This window comes from Acinetobacter sp. P1(2023) (assembly GCF_028367635.1).
Lineage (GTDB): Bacteria > Pseudomonadota > Gammaproteobacteria > Pseudomonadales > Moraxellaceae > Acinetobacter > Acinetobacter pittii_E.
In genome coordinates, this window is record NZ_JAQNDD010000007.1 from 90,646 (window position 1) to 106,390 (window position 15,745).

The 15,745-nt window shown below is 33.4% G+C and carries 17 protein-coding genes; 8 read left to right on the top strand and 9 right to left on the bottom strand.

What is annotated here, in order from left to right; translation table 11 throughout:
- Window positions 1–12: 12 nt before the first annotated feature.
- Both POD11_RS12025 and POD11_RS12030 read left to right on the top strand, forming a co-directional pair.
- On the top strand, window positions 13–147 hold the full coding sequence (locus POD11_RS12025) for a hypothetical protein (protein ID WP_002120013.1): 135 nt from the start codon (window positions 13–15) through the stop codon (window positions 145–147).
- A gap of 138 nt (window positions 148–285) precedes the next feature.
- Complete coding sequence (locus tag POD11_RS12030; RefSeq protein ID WP_016142096.1) at window positions 286–1,569, top strand: ribonucleotide-diphosphate reductase subunit beta; 1,284 nt, start codon at window positions 286–288, stop codon at window positions 1,567–1,569.
- Window positions 1,570–1,856: 287 nt separating this feature from the next.
- On the opposite strand, the gene POD11_RS12035 is transcribed toward POD11_RS12030, so the two are convergent.
- The 3 genes from POD11_RS12035 to POD11_RS12045 all read right to left on the bottom strand — a co-directional run bounded on the left by POD11_RS12035 (window position 1,857) and on the right by POD11_RS12045 (window position 4,592).
- A complete protein-coding gene (locus POD11_RS12035) occupies window positions 1,857–2,744 on the bottom strand; it encodes a LysR family transcriptional regulator (protein ID WP_262457288.1) in 888 nt (295 codons plus the stop codon).
- A 104-nt stretch (window positions 2,745–2,848) separates the two neighbouring features.
- Window positions 2,849–4,099, bottom strand: coding sequence for a cation:dicarboxylate symporter family transporter (locus tag POD11_RS12040; protein ID WP_262457289.1), 1,251 nt, complete (start codon window positions 4,097–4,099; stop codon window positions 2,849–2,851).
- 67 nt (window positions 4,100–4,166) lie between these two features.
- Window positions 4,167–4,592, bottom strand: a complete 426-nt coding sequence (locus POD11_RS12045; protein ID WP_262457290.1) for a VOC family protein — start codon at window positions 4,590–4,592, stop codon at window positions 4,167–4,169.
- A gap of 402 nt (window positions 4,593–4,994) precedes the next feature.
- Here POD11_RS12045 and POD11_RS12050 point away from each other — a divergent pair, with 402 nt between their 5' ends.
- Window positions 4,995–5,618 (top strand): LysE family translocator, encoded by a 624-nt coding sequence (locus POD11_RS12050; protein WP_262457291.1) that lies wholly within the window; start codon window positions 4,995–4,997, stop codon window positions 5,616–5,618.
- Window positions 5,619–5,677: 59 nt separating this feature from the next.
- Here the strand turns inward: POD11_RS12050 and POD11_RS12055 are convergent, their stop codons facing one another.
- From POD11_RS12055 to POD11_RS12080, 6 genes are all read right to left on the bottom strand, one after another.
- Window positions 5,678–6,253 (bottom strand): flavin reductase family protein, encoded by a 576-nt coding sequence (locus POD11_RS12055; protein ID WP_262457292.1) that lies wholly within the window; start codon window positions 6,251–6,253, stop codon window positions 5,678–5,680.
- 14 nt (window positions 6,254–6,267) lie between these two features.
- Window positions 6,268–7,410, bottom strand: a complete 1,143-nt coding sequence (locus POD11_RS12060) for an NADH-dependent flavin oxidoreductase (protein WP_262457293.1) — start codon at window positions 7,408–7,410, stop codon at window positions 6,268–6,270.
- A 74-nt stretch (window positions 7,411–7,484) separates the two neighbouring features.
- Window positions 7,485–8,132, bottom strand: coding sequence for an SDR family oxidoreductase (locus tag POD11_RS12065; protein ID WP_262457294.1), 648 nt, complete (start codon window positions 8,130–8,132; stop codon window positions 7,485–7,487).
- A gap of 106 nt (window positions 8,133–8,238) precedes the next feature.
- Window positions 8,239–8,982 (bottom strand): SDR family oxidoreductase, encoded by a 744-nt coding sequence (locus POD11_RS12070; protein ID WP_151821800.1) that lies wholly within the window; start codon window positions 8,980–8,982, stop codon window positions 8,239–8,241.
- A gap of 15 nt (window positions 8,983–8,997) precedes the next feature.
- Window positions 8,998–9,381 carry a nuclear transport factor 2 family protein gene (locus tag POD11_RS12075; RefSeq protein WP_262457295.1) on the bottom strand — a complete coding sequence of 128 codons (384 nt, stop codon included), beginning with the start codon at window positions 9,379–9,381 and terminating at the stop codon, window positions 8,998–9,000.
- Between the two features lie 184 nt (window positions 9,382–9,565).
- Window positions 9,566–10,582: an aldo/keto reductase gene (locus POD11_RS12080; protein WP_262457296.1), complete on the bottom strand. Its 1,017-nt coding sequence runs from the start codon at window positions 10,580–10,582 to the stop codon at window positions 9,566–9,568.
- An 87-nt stretch (window positions 10,583–10,669) separates the two neighbouring features.
- Between POD11_RS12080 and POD11_RS12085 the strand changes: the two genes are divergently transcribed.
- From POD11_RS12085 to POD11_RS12105, 5 genes are all read left to right on the top strand, one after another.
- Window positions 10,670–11,566: a LysR family transcriptional regulator gene (locus POD11_RS12085; RefSeq protein ID WP_262457297.1), complete on the top strand. Its 897-nt coding sequence runs from the start codon at window positions 10,670–10,672 to the stop codon at window positions 11,564–11,566.
- A 279-nt stretch (window positions 11,567–11,845) separates the two neighbouring features.
- Window positions 11,846–12,037: a DNA-binding protein gene (locus POD11_RS12090; RefSeq protein ID WP_000844969.1), complete on the top strand. Its 192-nt coding sequence runs from the start codon at window positions 11,846–11,848 to the stop codon at window positions 12,035–12,037.
- A 177-nt stretch (window positions 12,038–12,214) separates the two neighbouring features.
- Window positions 12,215–12,922: a hypothetical protein gene (locus POD11_RS12095; RefSeq protein ID WP_262457298.1), complete on the top strand. Its 708-nt coding sequence runs from the start codon at window positions 12,215–12,217 to the stop codon at window positions 12,920–12,922.
- Window positions 12,922–14,796, top strand: a complete 1,875-nt coding sequence (locus tag POD11_RS12100) for a transposase (protein ID WP_262457299.1) — start codon at window positions 12,922–12,924, stop codon at window positions 14,794–14,796. Before POD11_RS12095 ends, POD11_RS12100 begins: the two co-directional genes overlap by 1 nt.
- A complete protein-coding gene (locus tag POD11_RS12105; protein WP_262457300.1) occupies window positions 14,786–15,733 on the top strand; it encodes a TniB family NTP-binding protein in 948 nt (315 codons plus the stop codon). Before POD11_RS12100 ends, POD11_RS12105 begins: the two co-directional genes overlap by 11 nt.
- Window positions 15,734–15,745: the final 12 nt, after the last annotated feature.

Consider the following 15,745-nt stretch of genomic DNA (forward strand, 5'->3'; position numbering starts at 1 on the left):
GAGGTAAAGATTATGCTTTCTCATCTCAGCCATAACTATATGCTTGGTGTTGGAGTTTTAATCTTTGCCTTTATTTTCTTTTATATGCCGATGGTTTACGCATTTATCACAATACGTAAGCAGCAGCGTAAACAAAATAAGTTGTAGTGAGTAGAGACCAAAGGCCCAAAATTTGGTCATGCATCAATAAAACTTAATTTTGTTTACACATTAAAAGCGTATAGTAGGGACATCTTCGTTTAAGAGATGTCAAATATAGATATATACAACGAAGAGAGAACAAAAATGTCTATCCTTAGTTGGGACGATTTTGAAGATGATTCGCAAAAACCGACTGCACCTGAACACAAGTCTGCGCCCGTCCAATCGGAAAAAGCGTCAGATTCGCAGAATGTATCTACTGCGCAGCCATCATCGCCGAGCGTGGCAGCTCCACAATCCGCTGGAACCCATTCCGTGCGACCAACAGTTGCCTCCGATACAGTGGCTAGAGCCGCTCAAGCCTTAGAACATTTAGACGTTGCCCCTGGCCTTGAAGAGCTAGAAATGGGTGCTCAACGTGTTCAAGTTGACGACAAAGCAATGATTAACTGTCGTGCGGACTTGAACCAACTTGTTCCATTTAAATATGAGTGGGCTTGGCAGAAATATCTTGACGGGTGTGCAAACCACTGGATGCCTCAAGAAGTTAACATGAACCATGACATCGCGCTTTGGAAGTCTGAAAATGGCTTAACCGAAGACGAGCGTACTATTGTTATGCGTTCTTTAGGTTTCTTCTCGACTGCGGACTCTTTGGTTGCAAACAACTTGGTATTGGCGATTTACCGTCATATTACTAACCCTGAATGCCGTCAGTACATCTTGCGTCAAGCGTTTGAAGAAGCAATTCACACTCACGCTTACCAATACTGTATCGAATCTTTAGGTATGGACGAAGGCGAAGTCTTCAACATGTACCGCGAGATTCCATCTGTTGCACGTAAAGCAGCTTGGGGCTTGAAATATACTCAATCTTTAACTGACCCTAATTTCCACACAGGCACACCTGAAAATGACCAGCGTTTACTTCGTAACCTGATCGCATTCTACTGTGTACTTGAAGGGATCTTCTTCTACTGTGGCTTTACTCAAATTTTGAGTATGGGTCGTCGTAACAAGATGAACGGTGTTGCTGAGCAGTTCCAATACATCTTGCGTGATGAATCTATGCACTTGAACTTTGGTATCGACATGATTAACCAAATCAAGATTGAGAACCCACACCTTTGGACTGCTGAGTTCCAACAAGAAGTGGTTCAAATGATTGTTGAAGGTACAATGCTTGAAATCGAATATGCACGTGACACAATGCCACGCGGTGTATTGGGTATGAACGCAAGCATGATGGAAGAATACTTGAAATTCATCTGTAACCGCCGTTTATCTCAGTTAGGTTTACCAGAGCAATTTGCTGGTGTAACGAACCCATTTGCGTGGATGTCTGAGATGATGGACTTACGTAAAGAGAAGAACTTCTTCGAAACTCGCGTAACAGACTACCAGACTGGTGGTGCGTTAAGCTGGTAAGTCTAACTTATCAACGAAAAACGACAATTGAAATTTCCCTAGCGACAATTGAAATTTCCTTGAAAAAAAGCTATCTCACAGTAGATAGCTTTTTTCTTTGTTATTCGAAATGTGTAACTATATTACGTACTACTTATAATGCGTCAAACATAAAATCTGTAGGTAAATTTCGGATTTTTATCTTGGCTTAATATGAATATATCAATCTCTAAGATCGAAAGATTTATAAATAGATAGAATAATAAGTATCATATAAACCATTGAAATTAAAATAACTTTACTTAAATTTATAATTTCAATAATTTATTCTTGCTACCCACTCCTTCAACTATTTTAGAAACAATACTTGATATAATTGAATCCTCAGTATTCTTTTTATGGATAATAATAATTTCACGATAAAGATCTGGTTGTTTCAGATCAATAATATTAATATTTTTTTCTTTTAATTTATTCATTCCAATATCTGGAATCAAAGCTACACCTAAGTTTTTTTCTACCATTCTGATGATTGCTTCAATTTCATCTACCTCAATGATGTCATTTGTTTTTATTTGATTTCTATTTAAATAGTTTGCTACAACTTTCCCCCCAAATGAAGAATAGTCATAACGTATAAACGGATTATTTTTCAAAATTTCAACAGGGTGTTTTTCGTGAATATCAATTGGGGTAATAAGAAGAATAGGCTCTTTTTTTAAGGTGTAATAACAATAGTCATCGGAAACTTCAAAATTAGGCTTAATGATAATCGCGAGATCTATCTCATTTTTTCCCAGCTGATGGAATAAATTGAATGACACTCCTGGTATAAGTTTAATTTTTGCTTTAGGGAAATATTTGAATAGTTCTTCAAGTATTTCTGGCAAAATATTTGATTGGATTGAAGCGATTGCTCCTATCTTAATCTCACCTGTGAAATCTGCCATACATTCGGGTTGTTTCATCTTATCAACAAGATCAAAAACTTGTTCAGCTAATGCAAGTACCCGTAAACCTTCACTATTAAATTGAACAGTTTTCCCATTTCTTTCAAAGAGCTTAATCCCCAAATAAGATTCTAAAGATTTGATTTGTGCACTGACAGCTGCTTGAGTAAGCCCCACATTGTTACCTGTAGCACTAAATGAACCATATTTTTTAATTGCTATAAGGGTTTTGAGCTCATGAAACATACTATCTGCATTCCATTAAATGATAAAACCTATCCTTATTGAAATTATACACTTGTTAAATTTATATAGATAAGTATCACTTAGTGCGATACTTATCTTTGGCTTTAATTTTCAGTTACAGTATTAAAAGACTCTAACCTCTTCGTTTTCCACTTTGCTACAACTAGTGGCGCAATAGCATTTCCAAGAACATTTAATGTTGTAGTACCACTTTCAATAATTCTAAAAATACCAGCAATTAACGCAACACCTTCTAATGGTAAACCAGCTGTAGCTAAAGTCGCAGATAAAATCAAAATTGCAAAACCAGGAACACCTGCTGCCCCTTTAGATGTTAAGACCATAGTCACAACCAATAATGCTTGTTGGGAGATAGTCAAATCTATTCCATATAATTGAGCGACGAAAATTGTAGCTACACCTAGGAAAATTGATGCTCCATCTAAATTAAATGCATATCCCATTGGTACTACAAAACTTACAATACGGCGTGGAACACCATAGTTTTCGAGTTTCTGCATTAATTGCGGCATAACAGCAGCAGACGCACCAGTTGAGAAAGCTAGAATGAGCTCATCTTTAAAATATTTAATAAGGTGAAATAAGTTTTCTCTTATATACAAACACACAGCACCTAGAACAAAAATAGCAAATAAAGCTAAGGCTAGATAAACGACTCCAATTAATTTCAATAATGGTAATAAAGAACTGAAGCCAAAAGTGGCAACTGTCGCGCCGATCATACCAAACACACCAATCGGTGCATAAGCCATGACTAAACTTACAAGCTTGAACAATGCATCTGATATTCCCTGTAAAACTCTTATTACAGGTTGGCTTTTTTCTTCAGGAATTTTGTTTAATGCTAAGCCAAAAAGAATCGCAAAAAATAGAATTGATAGTAGTTTGCCTTCATATAGAGCTACCACAATGTTTTCCGGCACGATATTTTTTATAATCTGTAGAGCGCCTTTGTTCGTATCTGTATGTAGTACTACAGTTGAGTGTGCCATCCCAGATATATCTGTTCCAACCCCAGGTTGAAAAAAGTTGGCCAATAATAAGCCCCAAACAATCGCAAGGCTTGTTATTGTAAAAAAATAAAGGAGAGAACCCGCACCCATTTTTCCAAAAGACTTATTATCACCTCCTCCTGCGATGCCTAAGATCATGCAACACAATACAATAGGTACAACGACCATTTTCATCATATTAATAAAAATATCGCCTAACGGTTTTAATATCTCAGTGCTTACCCAAACTTGATGAGTTGGATTTACATTAAAATACCACCCGACTAAAATACCTAAAAGAAGACCAATTAATATTTGCCATACCAAAGAAATACTTTTCATAAATCATCCTTGTTTCTACATGTCCTCAAAAAAAGGGATACAAATAATATTCGTATCCCTCATTACTTTATTTTGCAAAAAGCTGAGTCATATCTTTAAATGCTTTAAATTCAAGCGCATTACCACACGGATCAAATAAAAACATAGTTCCTTGTTCGCCAACTTTACCTTTGAAACGTACATAGGGTTCAATCACAAACTTTGTACCTAACGACTTTAATCTTTCAGCTAAAGTTTCCCAATCTTCCCAATTTAGAATGATTCCGAAATGCGGAGCAGGTACATCATGACCATCCACAGAATTAGAAACAACTTTTTCTTGATAATCCATTTTAGGATGTTCATGAATAACTAATTGATGTCCGAAGAAATTAAAATCAACCCAGTGATCACTAGATCTTCCTTCTTCTAAACCAAAGACTTCACCATAAAAATTTCTTGCAGCGGGCAAATCATAAACTGGGATAGCTAAATGGAATGGTGCTAAACTCATAAGAACCTCTATTAAATTGACTTTTGTCTTAAATAAAAATTTAAAATAGAAAGGTTTTCCGAGTTAAAAATCTAAAACTTTAGATTCTGTCTTTACTCGTATAATCCTTTATACCTGAATAGGAATTTAAGATAATAAGAATATTTTTAATCTTATTTACTCACATCCTTTAAACAAATTAATGCTATATAAAAAAAAGCGTATTTAGAAACAAAAATATTTTCTCAAATTAACAAATTATTCCTATATGCAACCTAAGTTACTGTAATAAAATAAATTAAATAAACGATAATAATTATCAAAATCATACATGCATATAATATTTTTTTATCTATTTAATAAAAAAATATTGTTTATTATATTTTTATTTAAAAACTATAATTTAAAATTTAATGAACCACTATGACCTTATATACTTGGCTCTTATTCCTATCTACTATTTCTGCACTATCAGCAATACCAGGCCCCAATATGGTATTCGTTTTGAATACAAGACTAAGCCAAAATTTAAAAGAAACTATAATATCGGTTGCAGGGTGTTTATTCGGAGTATTAATCTCAATTACAGCATGTTGTATTACACTCTTATTTTTAAGCAATTTACAAACTATCTTTATTAAATTAATTAATTTATTTGGAATTATCTACTTATTTTTAATTGGAATAAAACACTTAAAGTATAAAACAGAAAAATTAGAAAATGATAATGTATCAAAATATAAAAAACGTGGAAATTTCTTTATAAACGGTTTTTTTATAGCTATCAGCAACCCTAAAACATTACTTTTTATTATTTCATTTTTTCCTCAATTTATTAATTCCAACTCACCTCTGCTTCCCCAATATTCAATACTGATTTTTACTTTTGTTGTTTGCGAATTTTCTTGGATGCTAATCTACATTTGGGGTGGTGAAAAGATTAAAGTGTTAATAAAAAAACCAAAATTCTTTTATTTATTTAACAAAATAATTGGTACCTTTTTTATTTTATTTTCAATATCTTTAATATCTCTAACTTTAACATGATTAAAATATTTACTGTATTGGTACATAAAATATGCCAATACAGTAAAATTACAGCTAGACTAAGGTCCTTTATTTACTTTAAGTCCTTGGCCTATAACATAAAACTGTCCACCAGCAATATAATGTAAAGTTTTCAGTTCTATCGGTACGTCATCAAATTGCCAGTGACCATCTTTAAAGACACGATCATCAGCCCAAGCACTAACCACCTCTCCAATGAAAAGATCATGAGCTTCTTGATTGTGTGGCTCTGGAATTAGTTTACAGAGTAGCCAAGCTACACAACCTTCGACTAAAGGAGTTTGAAAACCATCTTTGTAAAATAGCTTTACACCAAATTCATTCAATTTATTTGGGTAGTCTTTTAGACTTTCACTTCCAACATCTACAACCATTTGAGCCTGCTGTGCAACAGGAACTTGTAATGCAAACCATCCACTTTGTTCAACTAAAGAACGTGTAAATACCATTTTATCTAAAACCACTGTGACTTTCGCTGGAGAAAACTCCAATGCACAAGCCCATGAAGCAGCCATCACATTTTCAGTAGATTGATGTTTTGCAGAGACCAACACAGTTGGTCCATGGTTCAATAAGCGATATGCTTTTTCTAAAGGTACAGATTGAATTGCCATATTATGCTCAATATTTAAATATCAACTGTTTTCCACTCAAGGTCATCTTTAAGTGGAGGTAAATAGGATAAACGGCTCATATTTTGTTGCCACAGATTATTAGGAATACGATAACGATCAGCTTTATGAGGATCTATTGCTAAAACAATTTCGCTCTCGCGCCCATTCGCAATTAATGTTGCAAGATCAGGATTCATCATTACTGCTTTACCAACTGCAATAAATTCAGCCCATTTAGTTTCATATGCATCTAATATCTGATCTGCACTAAATAAACTTCCGACACCAATTAATGGAAGCTTACCTGCAATTCTCTCATGTAGAAGTTGCATACGAGTTAAGCTTACATCTGCTCCCCTACGTGCTTTTTTATAAAAATCCCAAAGAGATACGTGTAAATATTGAATTGGCTTTTCTACTAAGGCGTCAATTAGAGCAAATGTATCTGCCATTGTTAAACCTTGCTCTCCTGGTTCTTCTGGCGAAAACCGATACCCAATTATGAAATCATTAAATCCATGTTTCATTTTGACAGCATGTACAGCATCTATAATCGACAATGAAAAACGCATACGTTTTTCAATACTGCCACCCCATTCGTCTGTGCGACGGTTTGATTGTGCTGAGTTAAATTGTTGAATTAAATACCCATTTGCACCATGAATCTCAACACCATCGAAACCCGCTTGAATAGCTAAATCAGCAGCATTTGCAAATGCTTCGATTAAGTTATTGATTTCAGAATGTGTGAGTTCACGTGATCCAGATTGTAGATCTTCTGATGGAGCAACCATTTCTGCACCATTCAACAATTCATTAATGCTGAGCTTACCTCCATGATGGATTTGTAAAATTGCTTTTGCACCTTGAGATTTAATCAAATTAGCAACTGCTTTTAAACTAGGTAAATCTTTATCGCTAATGGCCTCAGGCTGACCTACAAATGCTTTACCCTCAGGTGAAACTAAGGTCGCTGCACTAATGAAAAAGCCAAAGTTTTCTGCACGTCCTTGAATAAAAGCACGCTCTTCTTGGCTCAGACTTCCGTCATCATTAGAAGCAAAATGTGTCATTGGAGCAACGACTAATCTATTTTTAATCGTTACCCCATTATTTAAAGTATAGGGTTGGAATAAGGGAGAGTATTTCGGATTCATCATATTCATCTTCAATTTAAAAAATCTTTGAACTTAATCTTTGCTTTAAAAGCATTAAACAGAAACGTAAAACTTTACGAGGAGACTTGATTGAGCGCATCTATAATTGGAATGTCACCATCAGCCATCGTAATTACCTGACCAATCGTATTTGGAGCATTTAAAATACCTGCAAGTGTTTCAACGACATTATCAATACTGTTACTAAGAGGCTCAGAGACATTAATCTTGATTCGGCCACTACCTAATTTTTCTTGCAATGCACCTGGTTGAAGGATAGTAAAATCCAAATTACTTTGATGAACTAACCAATGATCTGCGAAAAATTTTGCAATATTATAATCAGTGATATTCTGTAAGAATGATTCACCCCAGCGTTCTGGTTGTAGTGCAAAAACTGAGCTCAACATTATAAATCGACGAATACCAACAGCTTTCGCAGCTTGCATCACTTTCACTGCACCAAAAGCATCAACTTGAAGAAGATTTTTTCCTCTAGAACCTGCAGTGAAGTAAATTACATCTATATTTACAGATTCAAAACGTTGAATGATTTTTTGCAAATCAGCTAGCAAATCCAATTCAAAAAACTGGATAGAAGGATTCGTAAAACTCAATGAATCTTTGCGAGCTCCCGCATAAACTGAGTGCCCCATTTCTGCCAATGTATTGACCAAATGAGAACCCACTCTTCCATTTGCACCAACAACAAGAATATTCATAGATACACCTTCATGATAAAGTGATTAATATCCAACCCTGAGTAAAAAGCATCGCTTCTCCACCTCACTTCTTGTAAGAATTGGAAAAGCGAAAGATAGATAGTGATTACCAATTTTGACGCGTTGGAGAAATGATTAAATCATTCACAGTGACATTTTCAGGTTGATTAAGTGCATAGACTACAGCACGTGCTACATCATCTGGATCTATAGCAATTTTGTTGAGCTCTTGTGCTGCCTTACGGCCTTCAGGATCAGTGACTTTGTCTGCCCAGCCTGTATTAATAACACCAGGACTAACTGTATTAACTCGGATACCATGGTTAACACCCAAATCTTTACGCATTGACTCAGTCATCGCTTGTACAAAAAACTTTGTTGCACAATAGATCCCCGCTGCTGGATCTACTTGATGCCCAGCAACTGAATCCATATTCAAGATTTGTCCAGACTTTTGCTCAAGCATAATTGGTAATACGCCTGCTATTGCATTCAAATAGCCTTTGATATTGGTATCAATCATTTTGTTCCAATCATCAATTGCTAAATCGCTCCAATATGAAAAAAGCATAAGTCCAGCATTGTTAATAAGAATATCAACAGAGCCGTAAGTATCTTTAGCAAATTGAGCAAGCTTTTTAGCGTCATCAAGGTTGGTAACATCTGCTACAAAGCCTGTGATTTGATCACCATGCTTTGTTACTTCATTAACTAGTTCATTAAGACGTTCTTGATTTCTTGCAACCGCTATAACTTTAGCTCCTTCAGCCGCCAACATTTTGGCAGAAGCTTTGCCAATACCTGAAGAGGCTCCAGTAATAACGATTACTTTGCTTTCTAAATAATTCATGCCCCACTCCAAATATTAATTGGTTGAATGGGTATGATAAATTTTACTAACAACAGTCCACTTACCTTCTACTTTCAATAAGTTAAAGAAGTCTGTAAAGCAAAATCCTGAAATATCATTAGTATCTATACGTGCACTTGCAGCAGTGCCAACGATATCAATATTTACGATTACACCTTGGGCATCTGGTGATGGATTAAAATCACGATCAATCACTTCGAATAAACCTTGGATAGGACCACCAATAAGTTTATTGTCAGCATCAACACCAAAGATAGTTGCTTGTTCATTAAAAGCAGGTTTCATAATGCTGCTATCTGCTTGTTTACCACCTTGATTATATTTATTTAATACTTCAACAATTGCATTGTATTCAGTAACATATGTTGGTTTAGACATCTTATATTTTCCTACTTAAGTATGAGAGTTCAGTCGTGGACAACAACATTCGCTTTTAGAAAAGAATGCATGTTCAACTGTTATGAAAATACTAGAGCAACCACTGTTATAAATATAATTATAGAATCGTATATACAATATTAATCACATTAATATCTCTTACAGTTAATACTCTATACAAAGATCAATTAAGGGCTGTTATAGGGATTTGCTCACTGATGATGTTTTCGCTTTTCAGTTCTACCCAAAATTCATAAGGTATTATTTTCGAGAAAGATTGGATATTAGTAATAGTTTCTTCTTTATTTTTAGCACCGAAAACTAAAGATGTAATTGCTGGATGGCTTGCTGCAAATTGCAAAGCTGCTGTGGCAAGAGATACATCGTATTTTAGACAAATGGCTTGAATTTTTTGTATTTTAGAGACGATTTCAGCAGGTACTTTTTTATAATTATAACTAGCTTGTGAAGTATTACCTAAGGCAAGTACACCAGAGTTAAAGATTCCAGCAGCTAAAATTTCTACATTAGATTCGGATAGCTTTTTTAAATCTTCATATGAGTTTTTATGATCTAATAAAGTATATTGACCAGCAATCAATGCACAGTCAATTTTAAACTCTTTAGCTACTTCTAAAACAATTTCAGTTTCGTTTACACCTAGTCCAACTGCTGAAACATCCCTATTCCTACGCAATTCTTCTAAAGCCTTAAAGCCACTTTCACAAAATTGATTCCAAAATAGTTCATCTTTATCTCCATGCCATTTTTTCCCCAGATCATGCACTAACAATAAATCAATATGATCCAATCCAGTACGTTTTAAACTATCTTCGAAAGATGACATTACCCCATCATAAGTATAGTCATAGTAGTAATCAGGATAATTTAAGTACCAAGACGTATTTTTAGAATAAAAGCCTTGTGATTTTAAAACACGTCCAACTTTGGTACTGACAAGAACACTCTTTCTGATCTCTAACTCATGTAGAGCGGTACTCAATGTATATTCAGCGCGCCCAAATCCATACATTGGTGCACTGTCAAAGTATCGAACACCCTCATGATAAGCTGAATATATAATTTCTTTAGCTTGATCAAAGCTAATTCCGCGATCATAACCAATCTGAACTGTACCTAATGCAAGTTTACTCATAGGTAATGAACAATCACCAATAAATTTTGATGAGGTTTTTATCATTGTGGTGGCTCTTTAAAATTGGAGCTTTGCATAATAGAAAAGGCTTTGTTATAAATATAATTATCAAAATATATACATACTATAAATATGGCTAATATCAATAATCTCGATTTAAACTTACTTAAAGCTTTAGATGCATTACTAGATGAGAAGAATGTTACACGTGCAGCAGATAAATTAGCTTTAACCCAACCTGCTGTTAGTAGTATGCTCAACCGACTAAGAGATCGTTTCGATGATCCACTATTTGTTCGAGCACCATATGGCATGGTTCCAACAGATAGAGCTCTTGCTTTAGCTGAGCCTTTAAAAAAAATATTAAGTGAAATTGAACTATTAGTACAACCGCCTATCTTTAATCCAGCAGAACTAGAAACCACTTTCAGAATTGCTGCAACTGATAACGGTATGCATTGTGTAGGCGTACCCGTAACATTGGCTTTAAATAAGATTGCACCAAAAGTCAAAATAGCACTAATGTCAATTCATGGTCGGAATGTCGAAGCCATGCTGATGAATGGGGAACTTGACCTTATTATCGTAGGTGAACCAACAGTTCCTTCGAGCCTACGTTCACGGATAATCCATAAAGAAAACTATGTATGTATGATGCGAGAAAATCATCCATTAGCTAATCAAGAACTTGATATAGAATCATTTTGTTCATTCAATCAAGTATTAGTTTCATATGATGGAGGTAAATTTACTGGCGCTACAGATGTTGCATTAGAGAAGATTGGAAAAAAGAGAAATGTAGTAATGTCTATTACAAGCTTTCTTTTATTACCAGAAATTCTTAAAAATAGTGATTGGATTGCTGTCGCTCCCCATCATTTATTAGAGAAAGATTCGGGTATTATTTCAAAGAACCCACCTATTGAAGTTGGTGGTTATAATAAGTTAATGGCATGGCATGAACGAACTCATCATGACCCTATTCAACGGTGGTTTAGAGATTTCATTTTAGAAATATGTCAGTATTAATTTCTTAAACTATCTTTTCTTATTCTATTAAATTAATTAAAAATAAATTTTAAAATACGTCTTAACAAAATCTATTTAATAACAAGAATAATATTATTAGTTCAATTCCAGAAGGTAATTAATTTCATATTATAAACAACACTAAAATATTAATTTAACATTTTATTATTTATAATAAAAACATTTAATTAATATTAATAATTTCAATAACTTAGTTGACATTGATGTATTTTTAAACTAACTTTAAATTATCTCTATAACTTTATAGAACTGTAAGAGATGAAAACAGCAAATCAAATACGTAAGGAATTTGAATCAAGAGGTAAGAGTATTGCGGAGTGGTCAAGAGAAAATAATTTTTCTGAACATCTCGTATATCAAGTCTTACTCTCTAATCGTATACCAAGGCGCGGTAAAAGCCATGACATCGCAGTAAAACTCGGATTAAAAGAAGGGGAAACTAATGAGTAATAATAGTTATAAAAAACAAAACGGACTATAAAGTCCGCTTTGCCTAGTTAGCATCTAATGATACCACTAAGTGAGATTTTTAGTATCTCTAGATGCGACTAAATAGTCAAGTCTTCGCTTTAATTTATAGAGCGTATTTAACACATCTATCAAAAAGATGTATAGGAGATATTAAATATGGGGTTTAAACCAAATGTTCGCAGGAATATCAAGATTGAGAAAAATCTGTTTGAACAAATTAAATGTGCTTTTCACTCGCCTCCTTCGCTCTCAAATCAATTCTTTGCAGTTCGAAACATATATCACGGCAGCTTTGGCAAACGAACAGCATACTTCTCGAGTATAAAAAATAATGGGGCGTTATCACTTGAAAGCCAACTAGAACTTGGGCATGCAATAGAACTGGAAAGACTTAGCTCGATTATCGCATACCGCACGCAAGCAATAAAAATTGAACTGGGAAATAATAGTCATGCATTTCCAGATTTTTTGATATTGAATAATCTTAAGCAATATGAACTACATGAAATCAAAGAAAGTCTTGACTCACTGTCAGATGGACAAATAGAAAAATTTAATCAAATTAAAAAATACCTTAAAAAATTGGATATTGAATATAAGCTTTTGGATTACAGGCATATACCGACGTTAAGACAACGGCAACGATTGCTAGCAATGTATCAATCAATAAGAACACATCAACTATCAGATGAAAGAATTGAGTTAGCAAAAGAAATCCCTTTTCCTAAGCGTATGCCATTAGAGCATTTGTATTCTTATTTTGAAAATTATGATTACTCATATGAAGACCTAAACTATCTCCTTTTTTATAGACATATCGGCAGAAATAATATTAAAGAAATAAATATTTTGGAGAAAATCTAATGGATAGTTTATTCATATCTCCAACAATTGGCATGCGTTTTATCTATAAAAATAGAGAGTATGAAGTTACTTTTCTTTTGATAGATAAATTTCGAATTACAACAGTCCATGGTGGTATAAATAGTTACTGGTCGATAGATAAAATCAATTCACTTTACAGCAAAGGAGATATTAAAATAATTTATGAAAACAACTCTATTCTTAAAAATCCAAAAGATATTAATACAATAAAAAGAAGGCTTTCATATGTTCATGAATCTTTAAAAAAAGGAAGGAGATGTCAATCGAAGGAAAACTTAGAAAGAACAATAAATGTAATTTCAAAAAAGATCAATGATCCTAATCCTCCTACAACTCGAACTTTATCTAAATGGATTAAAATATATAGATCAGATTCGTATGATATAAAATGTTTAATTGACAATAGAAAAGGGAATTCAACAAAAAGAAAACCAATTTATATTATTGAAGCTTTATATCATGTATTAAAAAATGAAAATAATGCGGCATTAATTAACACTGCAAAAGATTTAGAAAGTCATATTTATGAACAACTAGATGAAAAAAATATAATTCACTATGAAAATGATCATTATTCAATTCGATCAATTCAAAGATATATGAAAAAATTTAGTGATCCATTTTTACAAAAATTGAGAAAAAATGGAAATCGGTATGCACAACTATATGTTCGAGCCTCAGCAATGAGTCAAATAAGCGATGGTTTATTACACGTAGTAGAGATTGACTCTCATAAATTAGACATCATTGCGTTGGATGATCAGACTTTTGAAGTTATTGGTAGAGCGTGGATAACACTTGCTATAGATAGATTCTCAAGAGTAATTGTGGGATTCTATATCTCGTATTTACCCCCTTCTGCTTTCAGCTCTCTTCAAACACTTAAAGATATGATTACACGCCCAGCGAAACATGAGATGGGCGGAATTCCTGCCGCCATAATTCCCGATAACGGCTCAGAAAATATTAATAATTCATTTTTTAGATTATGTTCATCACTCAATATTACTATTCTACCCGCTCAATTTCGAACTGGAAATAATAAACCGTTCGTTGAAAATTTTTTTAAAAATATGACAAATAGTTTGATTAAAAAAATTTCTGGCACGACTTTATCTGACCCCGATGAAAGGGAAGAATACGACTCAAAAAAATATGCAAGCGTAACATTAGAACAACTAAAGAATTATATTCCGAATTGGATCAATATATACCATAAAGAACTTCACAGAGGTATTAATAGAGTTCCTCAAGCTTTGTGGAATCAAGAAGCAAAAAAATATACCCCTAAAGGCATATCTCACGATGAAGCAGATATATTATGCCGTACTCTATATTTAAGAGATATTAACAATGGAAGAGTTTTATTCGAATATATCTATTATTATTCACACGCTTTAAAAACACATGAGTTAAAAGGTGTTAAACAGGCTCAAATTCTAGTAGATGAATCGGACTTAAGCTATGTTTATGTTCTTATAAACAATGATATTTGTATAAAAGCAGAATCAACTCAAAAAGAATATACTGACTGCTTGTCTCTTAGTGAACATAAAGCTGTACGTGAAATAAAAAATAAATTAAAGCTTAATGACTTAGAGGAATATCCAGAGAAGAATAATATATATGCACGAATTAAATTAAGACAATTTATTCAAAGCGATATAGAACTTAATAAATCAAGTAAAAAGAAAAGAAATCTAGCTAAAGTAATAAAAGAATCAAATATTGAGTTTAATCAAGAAGAAAAAATAGATACTAAAGATAGTTCTTTGAAAAACAATGAAATTATAAGTTTTGGGGATTTTGAAAGATTCGGATATGAAGAATTGGAGATTGATCATGAAATCTGATTTATATGAAAAGTTAGCAAAATTGGATAATTGTATAATTCAGCATAATCAATATAGAAATGCCGTGTCAGGAATTATTGATTGTTGGCAAAGAACAATTGCTTCACCGAACAAGGCAACAAGTTGCATGTTAATTGCTGAGGGTGGTCTTGGTAAAACTACAATTTGCAAAAAAGTTCTACAGAGTTTTAGTTCTAGTCTAGTCGAATATAGTGATTATTCTATTCGCAAGAATCCTGCATTTTATATACAAATCCCATCGGGAAGTACGATCGATTCACTTACAACATTAATGCTGCATAAGCTCAATGATATCAATCCAAGTAGCGGTACACGAAGTGACCGAGCCTTTCGACTAAAAACAAAATTAAGTGAGAGCTGTACTGAATTAATAATTTTTGATGAATTTCATCATATATATTCGACTCAAAGCTCCAAAATGAAGTTTAGTAAATCAAATGAAAATATTGCGAATTGGATCAAGACTCTGAGTGATGAAAATAAGATATGTATTTGCCTAGTTTCTTTACCCGATTATGTTGAAATCTTTGAAAGAGACAGTCAACAAAGTCGTAGATTCAAAAATAAATATTTCATTCATCCGTTATCAATAAAAATTAATTCAAAAAATGTTCATATGAAACCCTTCTTAACAGAAGTTGATGGATTTATTCATAAAAAACTTAGGCTTAGCTCTTTAAAATTATCAGATGATTCAATGGTTTTAAGAATATATATAGCAACGGCTGGTTATCATGACTACGTAATGAGTTTAGTAAAAGAAGCTATAAAATTTGCCCTAGAAGAAGGCAATAATACATTAAAAATTGAACATTTTTCGATGGCCTGGGAAATGGATATCACAGCTTATGTGCGGCTATGTGAACGAAACCCTTTCGAAATGCAAATCAAAGAACTAAACAATTTTATGAACTAATGGGAAAGATTT